The organism is Corynebacterium wankanglinii (genome assembly GCF_013601005.1).
GTDB lineage: Bacteria > Actinomycetota > Actinomycetes > Mycobacteriales > Mycobacteriaceae > Corynebacterium > Corynebacterium wankanglinii.
The window spans coordinates 106,509-125,940 of the sequence record NZ_JABFED010000007.1 but is presented as its reverse complement, the minus strand read 5'-3'; the positions used below and the strand labels follow the sequence as shown (position 1 = coordinate 125,940).

Below are 19,432 nucleotides of genomic sequence, written 5' to 3'. Positions count from 1 at the left end.
GCGGTACCGACGCCGTGGGTTTTTGAGCGTGTACAGATCGTTGTGGGGTCCGATTGAGTTACGCATTCTGGCGGATATTCAATTGGTGTTAACTTTCGACAATTGGTCGGGGCAGGTTATCGGCCCGGTCGCGAAAAGGTTACGTTTCGGTGAACGCATAACACCTGTATGTGAGCTGCACGGCACAAATTGGATTTTCAGGAAGCCCTTGACGCAGCTGGCCGGTGTGGCAAAATATCCCGTGTGACGCCCGCTGGGTGTCAGTACCTGTCAAGTTTTGCCAGACAACCACTGGCACCTATCGAAAAGGGGAAATCAATGCCTTTCGATCTCAAGTCCGCTAAGAAGGCTCTGGACCAGTTCGCTACCTTCGCGAAGAACCTCTCCAAGCTCTTCACCAAGACCCCGAAGACCCTCAAGGACTTCGCCGACAAGGTCTCCAAGTAAGCCTTCGCATCACCCAACAAAGAAACTTTTAAAGGAGAATCATCATGGAAGCATTGAATAACTGGGTCGCACTTTCCTCCGGCACCGGCGCTAACGGCGTCACCAAGGTTCCGGGCGCTCTCGTTGAGCTGCTGGGCAACCTCGGCGAGCTCGCTGAGGCTGTTTCCAAGCTGATCGGCCTGGTTGCGTAAGTAGCGCGCGCTAGCCGAAGGTCCCGTCGTAAAGCGGCGGGGCCTTTTTGCATTCCGACATATCTGGGCAGAGCTCGCCCGCGCCGAATACACTGGAAGTCATGGCTGACAATAAAGACGACGAACTGCCGATGATCGACCTCGCCCAGACCGAGGGCTGGGTTGTGGACGACACCGACGAGGACGATCCTGTCCTGCTCATGCCGGACGGCACCGCCATTCAGACGTGGCGGGAGAACTACCCGTACGACGAGCGCCTCTCCCGTGACGATTACGAGAAGGAGAAGCGCGCGCTGCAGATCGAGCTGCTGAAGTGGCAGAACTGGACGAAAGATACCGGCCAGCGCCACATCATCCTCTTCGAGGGCCGCGACGCCGCCGGTAAGGGCGGCACCATCAAGCGCTTCAACGAGCACCTCAACCCGCGCGGCGCCCGCACCGTGGCGCTGGAGAAGCCCTCCCCGCGCGAGTCCACGTCCTGGTACTTCCAGCGTTACATCGAGCACTTCCCGGCAGCTGGCGAGATCGTCTTCTTCGACCGCTCCTGGTACAACCGCTCCGGCGTGGAGCGCGTTATGGGCTTTTGCACCGAGTCGCAGCACGCGGAGTTCCTGCGCGAGGTTCCGATGCTTGAGAACATGATCTTGGGCTCCGGGATTTCGCTGACCAAGTTCTGGTTCTCCGTGACGCAAAAGGAGCAGCGCACCCGCTTTGCCATCCGCCAGGTGGACCCGGTGCGCCAGTGGAAGCTCTCGCCGATGGACCTTGCCTCCCTGGACAAGTGGGAGGACTACACCCGCGCCAAGGAGGAGCAGTTCCGCTACACGGACACCGACGAGTCCCCCTGGATCACTATCAAGTCCAACGACAAGAAGCGCGCGCGCCTGAACGCGATGCGCTACATCTTGAGCAAGTTCGAGTACACAAACAAGGACCACGAGGTTGTGGGTGAGCCGGACCCGCTCATCGTGAAGCGCGGCCGCGACCAGATCGGCGACTAGGGGCCTATCGCTTTTCGACGCCCGGCTGATTCCGTCAGCCGGGCGTTTTGCTGTCTATCCGTGGGGGCGGCTGCCCAAAGGTTTCGAAGAGCGGATTTCGAAAACCATGGAAATTGGGCTGATCTTCGAAAGGTGGAACTCGAAATCTTTGGGGTGTTCAGCGGGTGGTGACGGAAAACACGTGGGCGATGGGACGCGTGCGAAGGGGGTCGTCCCCTCAAGGCAGAGCTCTGACGTGAGTTGCATAATCTCTTAACGTGCGGAAATGAGCTGCCCAGCCGAGGGGCTGGGAGAGGGCTGTGAAGAGCCGGCGTGTCCAACTTTTAAAATGCTGATTTCTCCGTGTTTTCATCTTCACGTTTCCCGCGTAGCATCCATGACGTTATTGAAAAGTTCACAATGATCCGAGGATGCATGTCCCAGACTGTCCACCCCACATCCAGCCGCCGCCAGCATGGCGCAGTGGCGGTTTGGGCAGCGCTGATTCTTGCCGCGCTGACGCTTGTCGCGGGTGTCGTGTCCCCGGGAGTGCAGCAGGCGGAGGCCCAAACTACCTCAAATGACGGCGTGAACTTTGGGGACTGCTCGTTCCGCAGGGGCACCGGTGTTGCTGAGGCATGGGCCAACCAGATGTGCTGGCTCGACGTGTCGGACATGACCACTCCGGGTGCGAAGACGAAGAAGGTGGGCGACTACACCATCACCTTCAACCTCGGGATTGAAACGAAAAACACCAGCACCCGGTTCACCGCCAATTCCAACCCCAGCTGGTCCGGCACGGCATTCGCTAAAACGAACACCGGGTTCTTCGAGCGGTACCCAAGCTCGACGTCGCAGGACATTCTGCAGATGGAAGGTGCGGGTGACCCGTTCGCCCGTTTCACACTGTCGGACATTGTGGTGAAGCGAAACGGGGTGGCCGATCCGCTCGCGTCGTACCGCTTCGCCGTGGTGGACGGCGAGTCCACCGGTGCCGGCGGAAACGGCGAGATGATCAGCGTCGATGGCGGAACGGTGGGACAGGCGGTCCGCCTTACCCCGCCGAACGCGAAAGATGCTTGCACCGGCGGCAGGGACCCGCAGTTCGGTCCCGGGAACGAACCGAAGAACTGGGGCAGCATGTCCGACGGCCGCTCCCGCGGGTTCGTGTGCTTCTCCCGCTCAACCGGCACGTACGGCACGTGGGTGGTTGGCGTTGACAACCCGAAGACGCTGCAGGTCAGCATGGGTTCCAACAGCACCGGAACGCAGGGCGTGGCTATCGGCATCGCGCTGAGCCGCATCGCCTTCGACAAAGAAGGCTCCGCCACGGTGCAGAACGCCTTTGAAAAGGTGGCGGACCCCACCGCGCGAACTGCCAGCTACTCGGCGTTTTTGCAGGACGGCTCCAACCGCACCACGTTATCCACCCCGGCGGGTGGTTCGACCACGGCGCTTCGCCGCGTCGGATCCGACGGCGTCCCACTTGACCAGCTGGGCTACACCTCCACGCTCGACCCAGCAGACCGCGCGTTCGACCGCTACGACCCAGTGTGGAAGTGCACCCTCACCTCGGGCGGAACGAACAGCGAAACCTACCTCATCCGCAAGGGGGCGGTGCCTACGGGCTACACGCTGACGGAAAACGCCCAGACTGGCACGTCGACGCTGCTGATCCCTGCGGCCGAAACCCGTGTCCCAAACTGCTCCGTCACCTGGGAATCGAAGTTTAAACCCGCCAAGCTCAACCTGGCTAAGACAGTGGACGGCAACGCCGCGAACTTCGCGGAAAACAGCCTGCAGAAGTACACGCTGCACTACAAGTGCACCGTGCCCGAAGGGTTCAAAACTGCATATCCAAGCGTCAAGCTCGAAGACGACGTTGTTGTGGAAAAGGGGCGCTCCGCCAGCGTGGACAACCTGCCCCAGGGCAGCACCTGCACCATCACGGAGAAGGTCCCGGCGCCGCCTGCCGGAACGAAACTCACCCTGTCGTGGAACGGCACGGCTGCGCCGTCCGCTTCGGCACCGGTGACGGTCCAGCTGCCAACCACGGCGGCTGCTCCCACAGCTATCGGCTCGGCAAACGCCAACAACTCCTACACGTACACGCCGGGCAAGCTCGTCTTCAGCAAGACGATCGTCGGAGACCCGGTCACAGACGGCAAGGTTGGCGGGACCTACCGCTTCAACCTGACGTGCGCCGGGACCAACATCAGCCGAGAATTCACGCTGGATCTGACCCAGGCGAAGCCGTCCAACGCCGTCACCCTGGACAACATCCCGGTGGAGCGGGACTGCTCGATCACGCCGCTGACGGACCTCACCGAGGAGCAACGCAAGACCATCGAGTTCACCGGCCGCGATGCCCAGCTCGCCGGCGCGCCGCTGAACCCGTCGGGCGCGGAATACCACTTCACGCTCCACGAAGGCACGACGCCGGAGCTCCACTTCACCACGAGCTACGCCTACCTCACGTTCCCCCTGCACATCCGCAACCAGGTCAACGGCCTCGCCGCCGGCGACCCGGATGTCGCCAAGCTGACGTACACGGTGCACTACCGGTGCGAGGTGGCCGGCCGTCCCGCGAAGGAGGGGACCGTCACACTAACCGGCTCCGACGGCGAGGCGGCTATCGACAGCGTCCCGGCCAGCGCCGCGTGCAAGGTGTGGGAGGACGAACCCGGCGAAACCGCGAACACGAAGTTCGTCGGTGCGAAGGTCAGCGCGTCCAACGCCAGCGACCAAGTGACCACGTTGACCAACGCGGAGGCGAAGAACCGGGCCATTTACACCATCCGGCCGGTCTCCGGCACGGACCGCAACCTGGTCACTGTGATCAACACCTTCGACCCGAAGCTGGGCACGGTACAGCTGAACAAGGTGGTCAACTCCACCGTCACGGGCAAGCTCCCCAGCACGTATGCGTTCTCGTTCCGCTGCGGCACGCGCAACGTGAACACCGGTGTGGCGGGGCAGTCCCGCTCCGTGGAGCTCGCCGGCCGCGCGACCGTCGCGGCGAACGGCACTGTCACGCTGAAGGCGGACGACGCCGCGGCAAACGACCTCGGCGGCAGTATGGGAGTGCCTTACGGCAACACGTGCACCTTCACGGAGGAGACCCCGCAGGTCGCGGGCGGGATCCTGTTCAGCACGGACGTGCAGAGCATCACCCCGACGATCTCCCAGGACACCACCACTGCCACGGTGACCAACACGTTCGCTCCGGCGGGCAATGGGTTGACGGTCAATTTGCGCACTGGTGGTCGGACGACGCTGGCGCCATCGTCGTTAAGCTATGAGCTCACCTGCGACAATGGCTTCACCGACCGCTTTGACCTCGCACCCGGCGGAAGCGCCGAGTTCACTGCCGGGCAGGTGCCGCAGGGCACGCAATGCACGCTCGCGGAAAGCGGTGACAGCGCGACCCGGACGACGAAGGACGGGCGGGAGTACCCGATCAGCAGCACGTCCGAGTATCTCTACGCCGCTGACGCTGGTGGCAGCAAGGATGTGGGGGCGAATGGGCAGTTCACCATCGGCAAGCAGTCCACCATGGACGTGCACCACGAGTACAACCTCATTCAGGCGCCGGTGCAGGGAACCAAGGAAGTGCGGTTCAACGACCCGAACAACCTGATCTCGCAGCCGCGCCGGGACATCAAGACCAACCGCGTGTTCCCGGTGACCTTGACGTGCACCAACCCAGACGGCACGGAAGGCCCGCGCCTGTCCACCACGGTGCAGCAGGGCCAGGCGCCCGGCGGCACGACAGCGGCGGTCGGCTCCAGCTGTACTGCCACCGAGGGGGAGACCTCCACCGCGGTGGGCATCACACTGGACAAGTCCATGGCGGTCAACGGTGCGCAGGTAAACGGCGGCTCCGCCGACTTCGTCGTCAGCGACGGCGGCACGACGCTGCTGTTCATCAACACCTACTCCCGCCGAGTCACCCAGATTCAGCTGGACAAGAAAGCGATCCTGCCCACCGACAGCATCCGCACCCAGTACGCGAATGCCGGAAAGGACCTGCAGGACGCGCTGTACAACCACTCGTTCACCCTCGTGTGCCGCGACCCGGAGACGGGTGACACCGCGGTGCTGCAGGAGCAGCAGAAGTCCATCAAGGGTGAGGGCACTGCGCTTTTCGACGGCGTCCCGGTCGGCGCCGACTGCCAACTCACCGGAGACAAGTTCGGCTCCCTCGCCCTGGCGATGAACGACGGGCAAGACGACCTGAAGGCGTTCTTGCGCCCGGCCTTTGTGGATTGGGTTGTGGACCGCGAAGGCGGCAACGCCTACCCGGACCAGAAGCTGGACAACGACACGACCACGTCGCCGGTGTTCCTCACCGTGGACGACCCGGCGAAGAACCACGTCCGCCTGGACAACCACTACGAGTACGAGACCTCCGCGGTGCGTCTGCGCAAGGACCTCGCCGGCGCGGCGGGCAACCTCAGCGAGATCCCGGACGACTACACGTTCAACTTCACGCTGCAGTGCAAGGCGATCGGCTACCAAACCAGCTCGGTGGGCGAGACCTCCTTCATCCCGGAGAAGCTGCGCCCGGCAGATGGCTACGTCATCCCGGCGAGCATCCGCAAGGGCGACTTCAGTAACAGCGCGTTCGTCTCCGGCGAGGCGAAGGTCCCCGCCGGGTCACTGTGCACGTTCAACGAACAGGATGCGTCGAACGTGCCGGAGGCGCTGACCATCACCCCGGAGCAGAAGGTCGTGCGCGGCTACGCCCCCAACCCGGGCGTAACCGCGCCGGTGGACCTCCACTTCGTGAACAAGGTGGAGCGGCGCACCACCCCGGTGCGTCTGGCGGTGTTCAACTCCGGCTACCTCGTCGGCGCGGATGAGGCGGGCTACACCGCGCAGCTGCGTTGCGACAACCCCGCGCAGACCGCCGTGACCAGGCAGTTCCCGCTGACCGCCCTGTCCGGATCGGAGATGCCCCGCAGCTTCGAAGCCCCGGCGGGCGGGCAGGTCGTGGACCTGCCGGTGGGGGCGAACTGCACGCTCGACTTCGCCGGCAGCGCGGCGCTCGCCGCTCGCGGCCAGCTCGAGGTGACCGACGGCGCACGCACCCCGCTGGCGCAGTACGCCACGTGGGGGAGCGGTTCGCCCGCGCTGCCCACCGGCTCGCTGTCCAACCTCGCCCCGGACGAGGTGAACGGCTCCGACAAGGCGTACTCGTACACCTTTGCCACCGCGGCGAACCTGCCGTCGGCGGAGACCGCGCTGACCGTCGGCGCGGACATCTACCACCCGCGCGCCCACTACGACGTCGCATTTACCAAGACCGCCGCCGGCCCGAGCTCCGGCACGTTCACGTTCCACCAGTCGTGCTCGGCGCAGAGTGAGGAGTTCCAGCTGCACGCCGGCGAGACGCACACCATCGCGGACGTGCCGGTGGACAGCGACTGCGCCGTGGACGAGGTCGACGACGGCAACCCCGACGCCGCGTCCGTGTTCCAGGTGGTGTCTAACGGCGAATTGGTCACCCCGCTCGAGGGCGACACCGATTCGGTGGTGTTCACCGCGCAGCCGGTCTCCGACCCGACAGACCTCGCCCGCTCCGGCGACCGGTGGTCGCTCACAGCCAAGAACACCTTCCCCGGGCTGAAGGTGCAAAAGACTATCGGCGGCACTCCGCTGGGCCAGCTCACCGGCGACGCCTTCGGCACCACGCTGCTGCGCCACGACGCCACGTCCATGCGGATGACCTACACCGTGACCAACACCGGCGAGTTCCCGCTGAAGGATTTCACGGTGACGGATCCGTCGCTCGCCGGCCTGGACGTCACCCGCGGCGGGGTGGTTACGCGCATCGGCGACGACGGCGCCGTGCCGGACAGCATCTGCCCGACCACCGAGCTGGCCGCCGGCGGGGAGTTTTCCTGCACCTTCAACGTCTCCATCCCGGCAAGCGCCAACGAGACCTGGCGCTACCCGGCCGAGGGCGACGCCGCCGTGACCGTCATCGCCGCCGCGAACGCCGGCGGGGCGACCCAGACGGTGGCGGCGAAGGATGCGCAGGGGGCGTTGAAACCTTCGGCGTCGCTAAGCATGCTGCTCCCCGAAACCGGTGAGCAGACCCTGGTGCTGTTCCTGCTGCTCGGCCTGGTCCTGTTCGGCTGGGGCGCATGGCGGGTGAGCCGCCGCGACGAGCGCGCGGAAGGCGGTGAGCTCGTTGAGGTGTAGAAAGTTCGCCCGCTACAAGCGGACGGTGTACGGGCTTTCCTAATCCGGCACACGTAATTCCGAAAACCAACTCCACACACCCACTCCCAGAAAAGGATTCTGAACCATGTCGAACCTGACCAAGAAGACCTTCGCGCTGGCCGCCGCGGCCGCGTTCGCAACCGCCACCCCGCTCGCCGTCGCCCCGGACCTCGCGCCTGTCGCCATCGCGCAGCAAGCCAACAACGCTATCGATGCGTCGAAGCCGGTGAGCCTGACCATTTCCAAGCAGGACAACACCCCGGGCCAGGACCAGAAAGCCATCTCCGGCACCGAGTTCAAGGTCGAACGCATCAAGATGACCAACGGCCTGAACACCGCAAAGGGCTGGGAAGAGGCCAACGAGATCGTCGAAGGCGGCGCCACTGCCGCGACCGTTGATGAGACCATCGGCACCAAGGCCACCGGCGCGGACGGCACCGTCACCTTCGACAACCTCGAGGTCGGCCTGTACCGCGTCACCGAGCTGGCCAACGGCGACTACACCGTCGCCGCGCCGTTCCTGGTCACCCTCCCGCTGACGCAGGAGGACGGCACGATCAACTACAACCCGACGATCACGCCGAAGAACCAGCTGATCAACCCGACCAAGGCCGTCTCCGACACCAACAAGAACGTCGGCGACACCGTCACCTACACCGTCAAGGCCCCGGTCCCGGCCGGTGACGTGCTGCAGGACGGATCTCGCACCATCTCCGATTACCGCATCGAAGACCAGGTGCCCGCGGCATTCACGCTTAACGACGGCTCCGCCGAGGTCACCGTCCTGAACAGCACTGAAACCCTGGCCGAGGGTGACTACACCGTCACCTACGAAAACAACCGCCTCGTGGTGAAGTTCACTGATGGCGGCCGCACGAAGCTGGCGAACCTGCGCAAAGACAACCCGGAGCTGCAGGTCCAGGTTGTCTTCGGCGCCACCGTGAAGACGATCCCTGCGAACGGCACCGTGGTCAACACCGCCGAGGTGTATGTGCCCAACCGCGATGGGTCGATCAAGTCCGTGCCGGAGCGGGACATCATCGACGGCAACAAGACAACCAACGACACCAAGACCCAGTACGTGAACGTGGTGTTCTCCAAGACGGTCAACGACAAGAACAAGGACAACGACAAGACCGGCGCCGGTGCCGAGTTCCAGGTTGTGCCGTGCTCGGACGGCAAGGTTTCCAACGACGCTGTGGCCCTCAACGCTGCGAACGAGGCCGGTAAGGCCCAGGCCGGCAACACCTTCACCACCGTCGGCGGCGACGATTCCGCTCCGGCGTCCGTGACCGCGTTTGCGCTCCAGTTCGACCCGGAGACCGAGTACTGCGCCGTGGAGACCAAGGCGCCGGCCGGCTACCTGGTCAACCCGGAGCCGCAGAAGCTCGTCAAGGGCGACGATGTGAACGGTCGTCCGGTGTACACCGTGACCACCAACGACGTGACGGATAACATCTGGGGCCGCCTGCCCGCGACCGGTGAGCGCACCATGCTCTACATCCTCGCGCTCGGCCTCGTGCTGTTCGGTGGTGGCGCTGCGTACCAGCTCAGCCGCCGCAACGCTTAAACCGCGCAGATGGTGAAACACCGATGGTGAATATGCCCGGCGAAGGCGCATTTTCACCATCTGCCATTCACCATCTGTGGCCCACGCAAGCCCCCACCACGACAAGGAAGGACACCATGCACTCACGCAGGGCACCCAGGCTTGCCGTCGCGCTCGCCGCTGCCTTCCTTGCCTGCGCGCCCGCCGCATCCGCCGCCGACCTCCGGGTCGATCTCCGCGAAAGCGTCGGCGCGGACTGGTTCGCGCGCATCGGGGACCGCGATGTGGAGCTGTTGCTTATCGACGACCTCCGGCCCACCCCCGAAACCCTCCAATCCCTGGACATCCCGGCGATCACCCGCGACCACCCTGAACGCCTGCGCAAGGTGGGCACCAGAACGACCTCGGACGGCACCGCCACCTTCACGGGCCTTGACACCGGCGTGTACCTGGTGCGGGTGGCAGACAACCCGGATACGCAGGACGCGCGCGTGTCGTACGCCCCGTTCGTGGTGGCGGTGACCCCGGACAAGCCGGCGCAGGTGGTGGCGCCGAAGGCGCAGGAGCTGGGGATTAGCGTGGACCCGTTGACGGCGTGCAATACCCCGGAGTGGCGCGACGCTGCAGCCCCCGGCACGTACGTGGAGTACGACTTCGTCTCCACCGTGCCGAACCTGTCCACCGACGGCACGCTGAACCAGTACGCGTTGACCTTGGAGTTCTCGCGCGGCCACACCGTGCAGTGGGACAATGACGGGCCCCGCAGCGTGGTGGCGCGAGGCGACCAGGTGCTGCGCTTCGACGCAGCGGCGGCGACCACCTCGAAGCAGGTGCCGGGCACGGCGCGCAAAGACCAACCGGTGACCAAGCTGCAGGCCCCGCGCCTGACCATCCACGGCGCGGGCGAGAGAACCGAGCTGAAGCGCGGCGAGGACTACGACGAGCAGCAGCAGGGCAACGACGAGGCGACCTTCACGCTCACCAGCGCGGGCCTGGCCAAGCTCGCCCGCGCGAAGTCGCTGGATCCGGCCACCACGGTTGAGACCTGGGTGCCGGCGAAGGCGAACGAGAAGAAGCCGTGGGGCAGCGGCCCGGTACGCAACGCCACGCTCGGGGACCTCGCAGCCACCGCGACGCTGACGGCAGACGGCATGGACGCCACCCGCGCGCCCGTCACCGTCGAGCACGTCAACCACATCAACGTGGTGCAGCGCGGCAAGTGCTTCGACGCTGCCGCCGCAACCACCACCGTCACCGACGACGACCAGCCCAGCACCGAGACCGAGACCGAAGCCCAAACTCAGACCAGCGCCGCCCCCTCCGACGCCACCGTCACCGAGGTGGTCACTCGGGAGACCACGCGTGCGGACGGTTCCATGGCCACTGTGACTGAAACCGTGGTGAGGAGGGGCGAGGGGGACGGGACGCCGTCGATAGGCGAGCGCGTAGGCAACCTCGCGTACACCGGCGCGGGCGTCATCGGCATCACGGGCGTGGCGGTGCTGCTGATCATCCTCGGACTGATTCTGCGCAGGCGTAATGGCGAAGAAGAAGAGTAAGCGCGGCAGCAACGTCGTCTCCTGGATCGTGCTGATCTTGGGGGCGCTGCTGTTGCTGTACCCGATCGCGTCCACGCTGTCCGCGCAGTACCGGCAGATTAAGCAGAACGAAGAGTACGCGGGCGCGGTGCAGGAGCTCAGCGACGACACCAAGGCCCGCGAGCTCGCCCGCGCCCACGAGTACAACGACCGGTTGCTGGCAGCCGGCCCCCACGCGCGCGCCCCGCGTGACGAGGACCCCGGCTTCGACGACTACATGTCCCAGCTGACCCTGCCGGAGAGCTACCACGTGATGGCGCGCGTGCGCATTCCACGCATCAATGTGGACCTGCCCGTGTACCACACCACCAGGCCGGACGTGCTTTACGACGGCGCCGGGCACATGTACGGCTCCACCCTGCCCGTCGGCGGCGACGGCACTAACGCGGTGATCTCGGCGCACACCGGCATGGTCAACGCGGCGATGTTCGACCAGCTGCCCATGCTCAAGCCCGGCGACGACATATTCATCGACGTGCTCGGCGAGCGCCTGCGCTACCGCATGACGTCGCGCGAGGTGGTCAAGCCCGACGACTACGACGCCGTGACCTACGAACCCGGCAAAGACAAGATCACGCTGATCACCTGCACCCCGTACGGGCTGAACACGGACCGTCTGCTCGTGCACGCCGAGCGCGCGCCCCTGGACCCGGACACCCCGGAGCCCACCGTGGACGCCTTCGTGTGGTCCTGGTGGATGATCGCGGTGCTCGTGCTCATCCTGCTGGTGCTCCTGCTTATCCTGTGGAAACGCTGGCGGGACCGGCGGAAGAAGCGGCGCCGCGAGGCGGATCTGCAGACCGCCGACTAGGGGCCTTTGCTTTTGGACGTCACCCCCGGCCACCCACGCGACCCCTCGGGGGCACCCGGCCGATTTTGGCACTGACCTGGTTCGATGCCGACAATCAGCGCAATTGGACCCTTTACTGAGAAAACCGCGAGAGGTGTGTAGTGAAAAAGTGGCTAGAAACACACGCCGTATAAATGGCGACTAATCAAAACTGCGTGACCACTGGTTACGGACCTTTTCCACGGGATTGCGGTGAATAAACCGGGCTCGGCTGGATGAAAAACGCTGATAACCTGCTGAGAACCTGGAAAACCGCGGACAAAACCTCTTTACAAAGCTTGCGATTGTCGATATTTTTACCAGCGGCGCCCAAGCTGGGCCCAGAGGCCAATTCAACGGGAGGGGGGTAAACCCCTCCCGGCCACTGAAAATCCTCTTCTCGCTGACCAAAAACGGGCCCAGTGAACTCCGAACTTCCGAAAGGATTCCCCATGGCAATTGCCATCAAGAAGACCGCTGCGATCGCGATCGCCGCGGGCCTGACTTTCGCCGGCTCGACTGGCATCGCCGCGCAGGACGCGCTGGCGCAGGAGACCTCCGCGGCTGCACCGGCAGCGGCGACTATTCCTGACACGGTGAACTTCACCATCCACAAGAAGCAGAATCCGCAGTCTTATGGGCCGGCCACTGGCTCTGAGAATGATGCTGCATCTGGCTCGGCGCTGAACGGTGTGACTTTCGAGGTTCAGCGGATCACCGCAATTGGCGGCAAGAACAAGGATATTCACACCCAGGCAGACTTCAACGAGCTCGCAAAGCTGGGTGTCACCGGTACCGCGGAGGACTACTCCTTCACCGGCGCAACTGGTGAGGTTGCCCTTGGTGCTGCTACCACGATGGTGACTGCGGGCGAGGGCGTTGCGACTGCTAATCTGCCGGCTGGTGCGTACCTGGTTCGCGAGACTAAGACTCCGGATGTTGAGGGATCGCAGAAGTACCAGAAGAGCGCTCCGTTCATCGTATTCCTGCCGATGACAAACGATGAGGGCACCGGCTGGAACTCCAATGTTCACGTTTTCCCGAAGAACACCTACCTCGAGCTCGACAAGTCTGTTGAGGATGCAGATGACAACACCGCAGGTAACGATAAGGAAGCGGATGATGTCACCTACACCCTGAAGTCTCGCGTGCCTTCCGCCCAAGAAGGCCAGGCGCTGAATGACTTCGGTTTCATCGATACCTACGACAAAACCGAGATTAAGTTTGACCTGAATAAGGTCACCGTTGACGCGACGTTGCGGAACGGTCAGGCCGTTACTGCCGACGACTACAAGATCATCGAGCTGACCGAAGAGCAGGCTAAGTCGTACAACAAGGCTGAAAAGGTTAACGCCGGCTACTACATCAAGTTCAACGAGCCGTGGATGCTGAAAGCAGACTCCGAGGTCACCGTGACCTTCACGGGTGCCAACCTCCTTGATGGCGCAGATGACCACATTAACAACACGGTGCGCCTGGTCGCGAACGAGATCACCCCGAAGGAAGGTTGGGATCCGAATAACCCGCCGGAGGACACCCCGCCGGGTGACACCCCGCCGGGTGACACTCCGCCGACGGACGAACCGCCGGTGCCGCCGGTGACGGTCAACACCTACAAGGGCGACATTGTCATCAACAAGTTCAAGGACGAAAACTCGAACGGTGCTAAGGACGGCAACGAGGGCGCTCTTAAGGGTGCGAAGTTCGCGCTGTACAAGAACTGCGATACGACCGACAAGGCAGCCTTGACCGCTGACACTAATTCGGCGAACCTGATCCGCACTGGTGAGACTAATAAGGACGGCAAGCTGGTTTTCAACGGTCTCCACGTCACTGACCTGCAGAATGACACTGAGGCCATTGACAAGAAGTACTGCGTGGTCGAGACCGAGGCCCCGGCAGGCTACATCCTGAACCCCAACGTCTTCGAGTTCACTTTGAAGAAGGAAGGCGTTGAAGCGGGTGAGGATGGCAACCTCGTCATCGAGGCTGCGAAGGATGTGCCTAACAAGCCGGATACGACTACCCCGCCACTGCTGCCTTCCACCGGTGGCATGGGTGTGCTGATCATCGCGCTGGCTGGCCTCGCGATCATCGGCGGCGGTGTCTACGCGGCACGCCGCAACTCCCAGTCCGCATAGGCGCAAGCGCGGACCTAGGTCTAGTGGCTGCTAGCAAGCGCTAGGCCGGACGCCGCCCCGGCGAACCGACCGGGACGCGCACGCCCGCCGGCAGGAGGGCGAAAAATTCCTGCCCCAGTTTGAAACCTGAGGTCGTCGATAGGCGATGACCCCAAAGAGAGGACACGACAGGTGACTACTGCAGTGAAGGCGAAGCACCGGCAGCAGCCGGCGCAGAAGTCGTTCTTCCAGCGCGTCGGCCTGCCTGTCCTCATCATTCTCGTTGGGCTGATCGTGCTGATGTACCCGGTGATTTCCACGCAGTGGAACAACCACGTGCAAGAGCAAGTGGCCAAGCAGTACGAGGAGAAACTGCAGGTCGTGCCGCCGGAGCAGGTCAACCGCGCGTACGAGGCAGCGGTGGAGTACAACCGCACGCACACTGACGGCCCGATCCTGGATCCATGGCTGGCGCGCATCAGCGAGGACAACGCGGAGTACAAGGAGTACGAAAGCCACCTCGCAGGTGTGTCCGCGATGTCGCAGCTGGCGATCCCGTCCATCGACGTTCGCCTGCCTGTCTACCACGGCACCAGCGACAACACGCTGCAAAAGGGCCTCGGCCACCTGTACGGTTCCGCGCTGCCCACCGGCGGCGAAGGGTTCCACTCCGTGATCACCGGCCACACTGGCCTGACCACCGCGACGCTTTTTGACGACCTCGTGGACGTCAAGGAAGGCGATGCAATCTACATCTCCACCTTCGGCAAGCGCCTGAAGTACCAGGTGTACAAGACCGAGGTCGTGTTGCCGGACGAGACCGACAGCCTGCGCGCGGAGGCCGGCCGCGACCTGCTCACGCTGGTGACCTGCACCCCGTACGGCATCAACACTCACCGTCTGCTGGTGCACGCCGAGCGCGTGCCGCTGGATCCGGACGAAGCCAAGGTGCTCGACGAGTCCACCTCCACCGTCCAGTGGTGGATGTGGGTGCTCGGCGCCGTGGCGCTCACTGTTCTGCTGGCGCTGATCTGGTGGATCATCCGCGAGAAGAAGAAAAGCGACCGCAAGGACGCCATGACTAGAGAGGTTCTGTCCTAATGCGCACTTCGAAGTTTGTGGCGGCGCTCGGCGCGGCGTCAGTCCTTGCGTGCGGGTTCTTCGGCCCCGCTGCCGACGCGAAGGTGATCAGCGGCAATGACCGCGACATCCCGGCGGCGAGCGTGGACACCACCCAGCCGATCTCGTTGATGGTGAAGAAAGCGGCGACGAACCCGTACGACGATGTGCCGGCAGGGGAGAAGCCGCCGGCCATCGCCGGTGCGACGTTCAAGTTGTCGTTGGTCAAGGGCGTGGATGTCACCACGGATGAAGGGCGCGCGGGTGCCAAGAAGCTTTCGCTTAACGACGCTAAAGCCAAAGGCCTCACCCCAATCGCCACCGCCCAGACGAGCGAGAAGGGCGCAGCCGGCTTCGACAACCTGAAGCCCGGGCTTTACCTGCTGGAGGAAGACGCCCCGGACGACGGGCACGAGTACCACGTGTCCAGCCCACAGCTGATCATCCTCCCGCTCGGTGACGTGCGTGGCACCCAGTTCAAGTATGAGAACGTGGTGGTGACCAAGTGGGATGGCAGCGACGGCGGCGAGCCGCCAACCTCCACCCCGACGCCGTCGCCATCGACGTCGACGACGACGGAGCGCACGACCGAGAACACCACGGAGAAAACCACCGAGACCTCCACCGAGCGCACCACGGAGTTCACCCCGGTTGAGTCCACGATCACCTCAACGATGCCGAACGGCTCGACCACGGTGATCACCACGCGGCCGTCGACGTACGTGACCACGCAGCCGAACGGTTCCGTCACCACGGTGACGCAGCCGCCAGCAGATAAAGAACGCAGCGGCGACCTGGCCTACACCGGCGCGAACGTCCTGTGGGCGGCGGGCCTGGGCGGCCTGCTGATCCTGGTCGGGTTTGTCCTGGCCCGGCGCAGCAAGAACGTAGAGCAATCACGGTAGAACAGCGGATTTAGGAAAACGATTATGCGAAAGATTTTGAAGCCTGCAGCGCGAACTGCTAGCTCGCGCGCACGTCGCTCGGTCCGCGGCGTTGCTGCCGTGGTTGCCTCCGTGGCACTCGCCGCCGGTCTGGGCTCGTACCCGGTGGACGCGCAGGAGACTGCGGCTGAGACAACGACGAGTGCTGCCGAAACTACTGCTTCCACGACAACCGCGACCGAGACTCCGTCTTCTTCCCAAACGTCTTCTGCTACACCTAAGCCGGCCGTGGCTGAGCCGAACTCTGTGACGGTCGAGCGTGAAGGCGATGTCGACCACATCACCATTCGCGACACAGATGACAACCCCTGGGACTCCGGCCGCAAGGCATCTGACGAGTACATCTGGGGCGTGAAGCGTATCGGTGATGGCGACATCACCCGCATCGTGAAGGTTGTCGCCGACGGCGAAGAATTGGAGCCTGAGTACTTCGGCTACGTCAACGGCGAGGACTTTGACGTCATCGGTATCGACGAGGACGCCTTCTGGACGATTCCGCCGATGAAGATCGAGATCGAGGTCGAAACCACCGAGGCCGGCGAGTACGCAATTGCGGAGCCGGACGAGGTACCGACCGCCCGTGAGCTTTCGGAAACCGGGTACGGACGCACCGACCAGGCTGCGGCGACCGTGAATCCGGAAGGTGTTGGTATGGCGCGTGCTGCGACGCAAGGTAATTCACGGATTGGTCTTTCGCTAAACCAAAAGAGCTACAGTGGTATTTCCGGTCCGAACGGCGATACAGCGCCCCGAGGCACGCTCAAAACGAGTATCGGCGGTCAGTACGCTGCGAGGAACGTGTATCTGACCGAGCTGGTGCTGACCCACAACAACACCTCTGCGAAGTACTCACTTTCCGGACCGATCACCATTCGTAAGAACGGTGGTACCGAAACCTGCGCGGTCCAGCCGCATCAGGTCACCGAGTTGAGCCGTCGTTCCGCAGCGAATGGTGGGTCGGTTAACTCCATTTCTATTGACCTGAGCGCTTGTGATCCCCAGATCGCCGTTTGGCAAGGATCAGGCGACAACATCGAGATTGATTTCAGTGGTCCCGGGACCGGAAACGCACAGTCGGATTACACGATGGAGCTGTATGGGTCGTACGAGTCGGGCGGTGGTAAACGATTCAATGTGGTTGCTGACCCGAACGGCTCGGTTAAGTTGAGCCCGGCGCGGACAGAGGGAGACAACCCTTACACCACCACTTCTTCCTTCGACGATCGTACAAATTTCGAGCGTGCACTCGTAGAAGTGAGTGCGCCCAACAGCTTCCTAGCCGTGGAAAACTACGGTCTGACGATCGATCTTATCGAGAGCGGAGTCACTCTGGAGCGTCGTGTAATTTCGGCGTCGAGCAACTCGGTGACTTTCGAGGTCTACCCAGTCAAGAATGGTAAGCGTGTTGAGAGTGCCCTTGTAGAAAAGGGTGCGAACTTGAAACTGACGACAAGGTTTAGTGACGGACCAGTTGATATTGACGCAAAAGTGACGGTTTTCGGAACTTCAGTTCAGCGGCCGCCGGAAGCGACGGAGCCTGTGTCCGAGCCGGATCGGTCCAATTTTCTTCCCGGACGAGTGCCGAATCCGGCGCTTCCAGAGAAGTGCGGTTTGAAGATCGCAATTGTTGCAGACGTCTCGACGTCGTTGCAATATGCTGATGGCGTCGACGCTTTCGAGAAAACCAGAACTTCAGCCAAATCCTTGGTAGACAAGCTCGCCGGCACCACGACGAAAGTAGGGGTCTACAGCTTTGCTCGTACCGCTCAGACCCAGACTCCCGGCGGTGCAGTATCTATCCAGACACAGCAGGGAGTGAACCAGGTAAAAAATGCCATCAACTCTTGGACGGAGCAGAATGGTGGTGCGACAAACTGGGAGGCAGCTCTGTCTCTTGTCGGCGGCAAAGGTTATGATGCCGTATATTTCATAACGGATGGCATGCCTACCTGGGATGACAGTGGATGGCAACCGCTGCTCAGTGCGAGTAAAGGTCAGATGAATTCCGGTGCGTTTGTGCAGGCAACATCTCTAAAGAATGCCGTTCACGCTGCTAACGAGCTTAAGGCAGACGGAACTAGAGTGGTGCCACTCATGGTCGATCTGAAGTTGCGAGCCGGAAACACGGTCGAAGGCGATTACGTGTTAAAGGACGTTATACCTAACTGGGCGGCACCGAAAGGCGCGCTTGGCATGAGCTCTACCAGGTCACTCCGTTATCCCGAGGATGACCGCATGGTGTACCCGGGGAATGGTTTGGATACGGTAGTGAACGCCAAAGAAGCGGTCGATAGAAAGTATTTGAAGTTCTATATCAAGGACGACCGCGAAATTACTTCCAATCAAAGTTTGTGGACCTACGGCTACCGCAGTGTCGTGACGATGGGTGAAGATATCTCCGGTAATGGCGACGCCATAAGGGTGGCGGGTGGATACGCACAGCTCGGTAAAGAACTAGACGCGATCGCTTCGAAGTTGAAGGAGAACTGCGAAAGTAGCTTCACCGTCAAAAAGAATATCGTCGACCAAGACGGTAAGTTGCTTGAAGAAGGTGCTTCTGACTGGACTTTCAACACTTTGAGTACTTCTGGTTCAGTCCTCGACCCGGGCGACGGAACTCTTACTGCAAACTCCTCCAAGACAACAAACCAGGATGGTCTCGCATCTTGGCGTATCGAGTCCAAGGAAGCCACTAACATTGAGGTGGCTGAGACGCTGAAAGATGGCTACAAACTGCTCCCGATAAATGGAGCAAACGCGAAGTGCACCCAGTCTGTAGGGGATTTCGTTGCGGACGTCCCTATGGTTAACGATGGAGATGCTGGCTTCAAGGTTGAAGTGCCGGTTTTCAGTCATGTGACCTGTGTCGTTTCGAATTACGAGCCCAAGGACGAGTTCGTAAAGCTCGAGCTTGAGAAGCTCGATGCGACCGATATGTCAACGCTTTCGAACGCGAAGTTTGAAGTTCGTTCGGAACGGAAAGGTGAAGGCCCGTTCGCAGTCAATTGGGACGAGGACTCGCAGACGTACAAGACTGAGGCGAAGCTCGGTTCCGCGAAGACGTACTACCTCGTCGAGACGCAGGCACCTACCAAGGATGGCCAGCAGTACTCCCTGCTCGTCGCGCCGGTGGAGTTCCAAATCGTGTCCGGTGAAAACGGATACGTCGTCCAGATTCGTGACGGCGAGGACTGGAAATCGGAATTGATCGGTGCCGGACTGTGGACTGAGCGTCCGCAGGAGTTCGACGCAGCCACCGGATACCTCCAGGTCGCCAACGTCCGCCAAGGCAACATGCCGAAGACCGGTGGCGTGGGTGTCCAACTCCCGATCCTGATCGGCGGTGCGCTCATCGCCGCGGGTGCCTTGATGGGCAGGCGCAAGGTCACAGCCTAAGCACCGGAGTGCGGTCTAACCGAGCGTC

General features: G+C 62.5%; 11 protein-coding genes. All 11 read left to right on the top strand.

Annotation, left to right across the window (positions count from 1 at the left end; all coding sequences use genetic code 11):
- The first annotated feature begins 318 nt into the window (after positions 1-318).
- The 11 genes from HMA55_RS11460 to HMA55_RS09720 all read left to right on the top strand — a co-directional run bounded on the left by HMA55_RS11460 (position 319) and on the right by HMA55_RS09720 (position 19,404).
- Positions 319-447: a hypothetical protein gene (locus tag HMA55_RS11460; protein WP_257802555.1), complete on the top strand. Its 129-nt coding sequence runs from the start codon at positions 319-321 to the stop codon at positions 445-447.
- A 44-nt stretch (positions 448-491) separates the two neighbouring features.
- Entirely contained in the window at positions 492-638 is a 147-nt protein-coding gene (locus tag HMA55_RS09765; RefSeq protein WP_181192857.1) for a hypothetical protein, read from the top strand.
- Positions 639-739: 101 nt separating this feature from the next.
- Positions 740-1,639, top strand: a complete 900-nt coding sequence (ppk2, locus tag HMA55_RS09760) for a polyphosphate kinase 2 (protein ID WP_181192856.1) — start codon at positions 740-742, stop codon at positions 1,637-1,639.
- A 414-nt stretch (positions 1,640-2,053) separates the two neighbouring features.
- On the top strand, positions 2,054-7,828 hold the full coding sequence (locus HMA55_RS09755; RefSeq protein ID WP_181192855.1) for a DUF5979 domain-containing protein: 5,775 nt from the start codon (positions 2,054-2,056) through the stop codon (positions 7,826-7,828).
- Positions 7,829-7,934: 106 nt separating this feature from the next.
- Positions 7,935-9,419, top strand: coding sequence for a SpaH/EbpB family LPXTG-anchored major pilin (locus HMA55_RS09750; protein WP_181192854.1), 1,485 nt, complete (start codon positions 7,935-7,937; stop codon positions 9,417-9,419).
- 116 nt (positions 9,420-9,535) lie between these two features.
- A complete protein-coding gene (locus tag HMA55_RS09745; protein ID WP_181192853.1) occupies positions 9,536-10,957 on the top strand; it encodes a hypothetical protein in 1,422 nt (473 codons plus the stop codon).
- Entirely contained in the window at positions 10,938-11,807 is an 870-nt protein-coding gene (locus tag HMA55_RS09740) for a class C sortase (RefSeq protein WP_181192852.1), read from the top strand. The genes HMA55_RS09745 and HMA55_RS09740 overlap by 20 nt, the downstream gene beginning before the upstream one ends.
- Positions 11,808-12,277: 470 nt before the next feature.
- Positions 12,278-13,966, top strand: a complete 1,689-nt coding sequence (locus tag HMA55_RS09735; RefSeq protein ID WP_181192851.1) for a SpaH/EbpB family LPXTG-anchored major pilin — start codon at positions 12,278-12,280, stop codon at positions 13,964-13,966.
- Positions 13,967-14,137: 171 nt separating this feature from the next.
- Positions 14,138-15,046, top strand: coding sequence for a class C sortase (locus HMA55_RS09730; protein ID WP_181192850.1), 909 nt, complete (start codon positions 14,138-14,140; stop codon positions 15,044-15,046).
- Complete coding sequence (locus HMA55_RS09725; protein WP_181192849.1) at positions 15,046-15,969, top strand: prealbumin-like fold domain-containing protein; 924 nt, start codon at positions 15,046-15,048, stop codon at positions 15,967-15,969. The genes HMA55_RS09730 and HMA55_RS09725 overlap by 1 nt, the downstream gene beginning before the upstream one ends.
- Before the next feature lie 24 nt (positions 15,970-15,993).
- On the top strand, positions 15,994-19,404 hold the full coding sequence (locus tag HMA55_RS09720) for an LPXTG cell wall anchor domain-containing protein (protein ID WP_181192848.1): 3,411 nt from the start codon (positions 15,994-15,996) through the stop codon (positions 19,402-19,404).
- The last annotated feature ends 28 nt before the right edge of the window (positions 19,405-19,432 follow it).

Excerpts from the sequence above, each read along its gene's own strand:
- HMA55_RS11460 (WP_257802555.1), top strand. The coding sequence starts at position 319 with ATGCCTTTCGATCTCAAGTCCGCTAAGAAGGCTCTGGACCAGTTCGCT.
- HMA55_RS09765 (WP_181192857.1), top strand. The coding sequence starts at position 492 with ATGGAAGCATTGAATAACTGGGTCGCACTTTCCTCCGGCACCGGCGCT.
- ppk2 (WP_181192856.1), top strand. The coding sequence starts at position 740 with ATGGCTGACAATAAAGACGACGAACTGCCGATGATCGACCTCGCCCAG.
- HMA55_RS09755 (WP_181192855.1), top strand. The coding sequence starts at position 2,054 with ATGTCCCAGACTGTCCACCCCACATCCAGCCGCCGCCAGCATGGCGCA.
- HMA55_RS09750 (WP_181192854.1), top strand. The coding sequence starts at position 7,935 with ATGTCGAACCTGACCAAGAAGACCTTCGCGCTGGCCGCCGCGGCCGCG.
- HMA55_RS09745 (WP_181192853.1), top strand. The coding sequence starts at position 9,536 with ATGCACTCACGCAGGGCACCCAGGCTTGCCGTCGCGCTCGCCGCTGCC.
- HMA55_RS09740 (WP_181192852.1), top strand. The coding sequence starts at position 10,938 with ATGGCGAAGAAGAAGAGTAAGCGCGGCAGCAACGTCGTCTCCTGGATC.
- HMA55_RS09735 (WP_181192851.1), top strand. The coding sequence starts at position 12,278 with ATGGCAATTGCCATCAAGAAGACCGCTGCGATCGCGATCGCCGCGGGC.
- HMA55_RS09725 (WP_181192849.1), top strand. The coding sequence starts at position 15,046 with ATGCGCACTTCGAAGTTTGTGGCGGCGCTCGGCGCGGCGTCAGTCCTT.
- HMA55_RS09720 (WP_181192848.1), top strand. The coding sequence starts at position 15,994 with ATGCGAAAGATTTTGAAGCCTGCAGCGCGAACTGCTAGCTCGCGCGCA.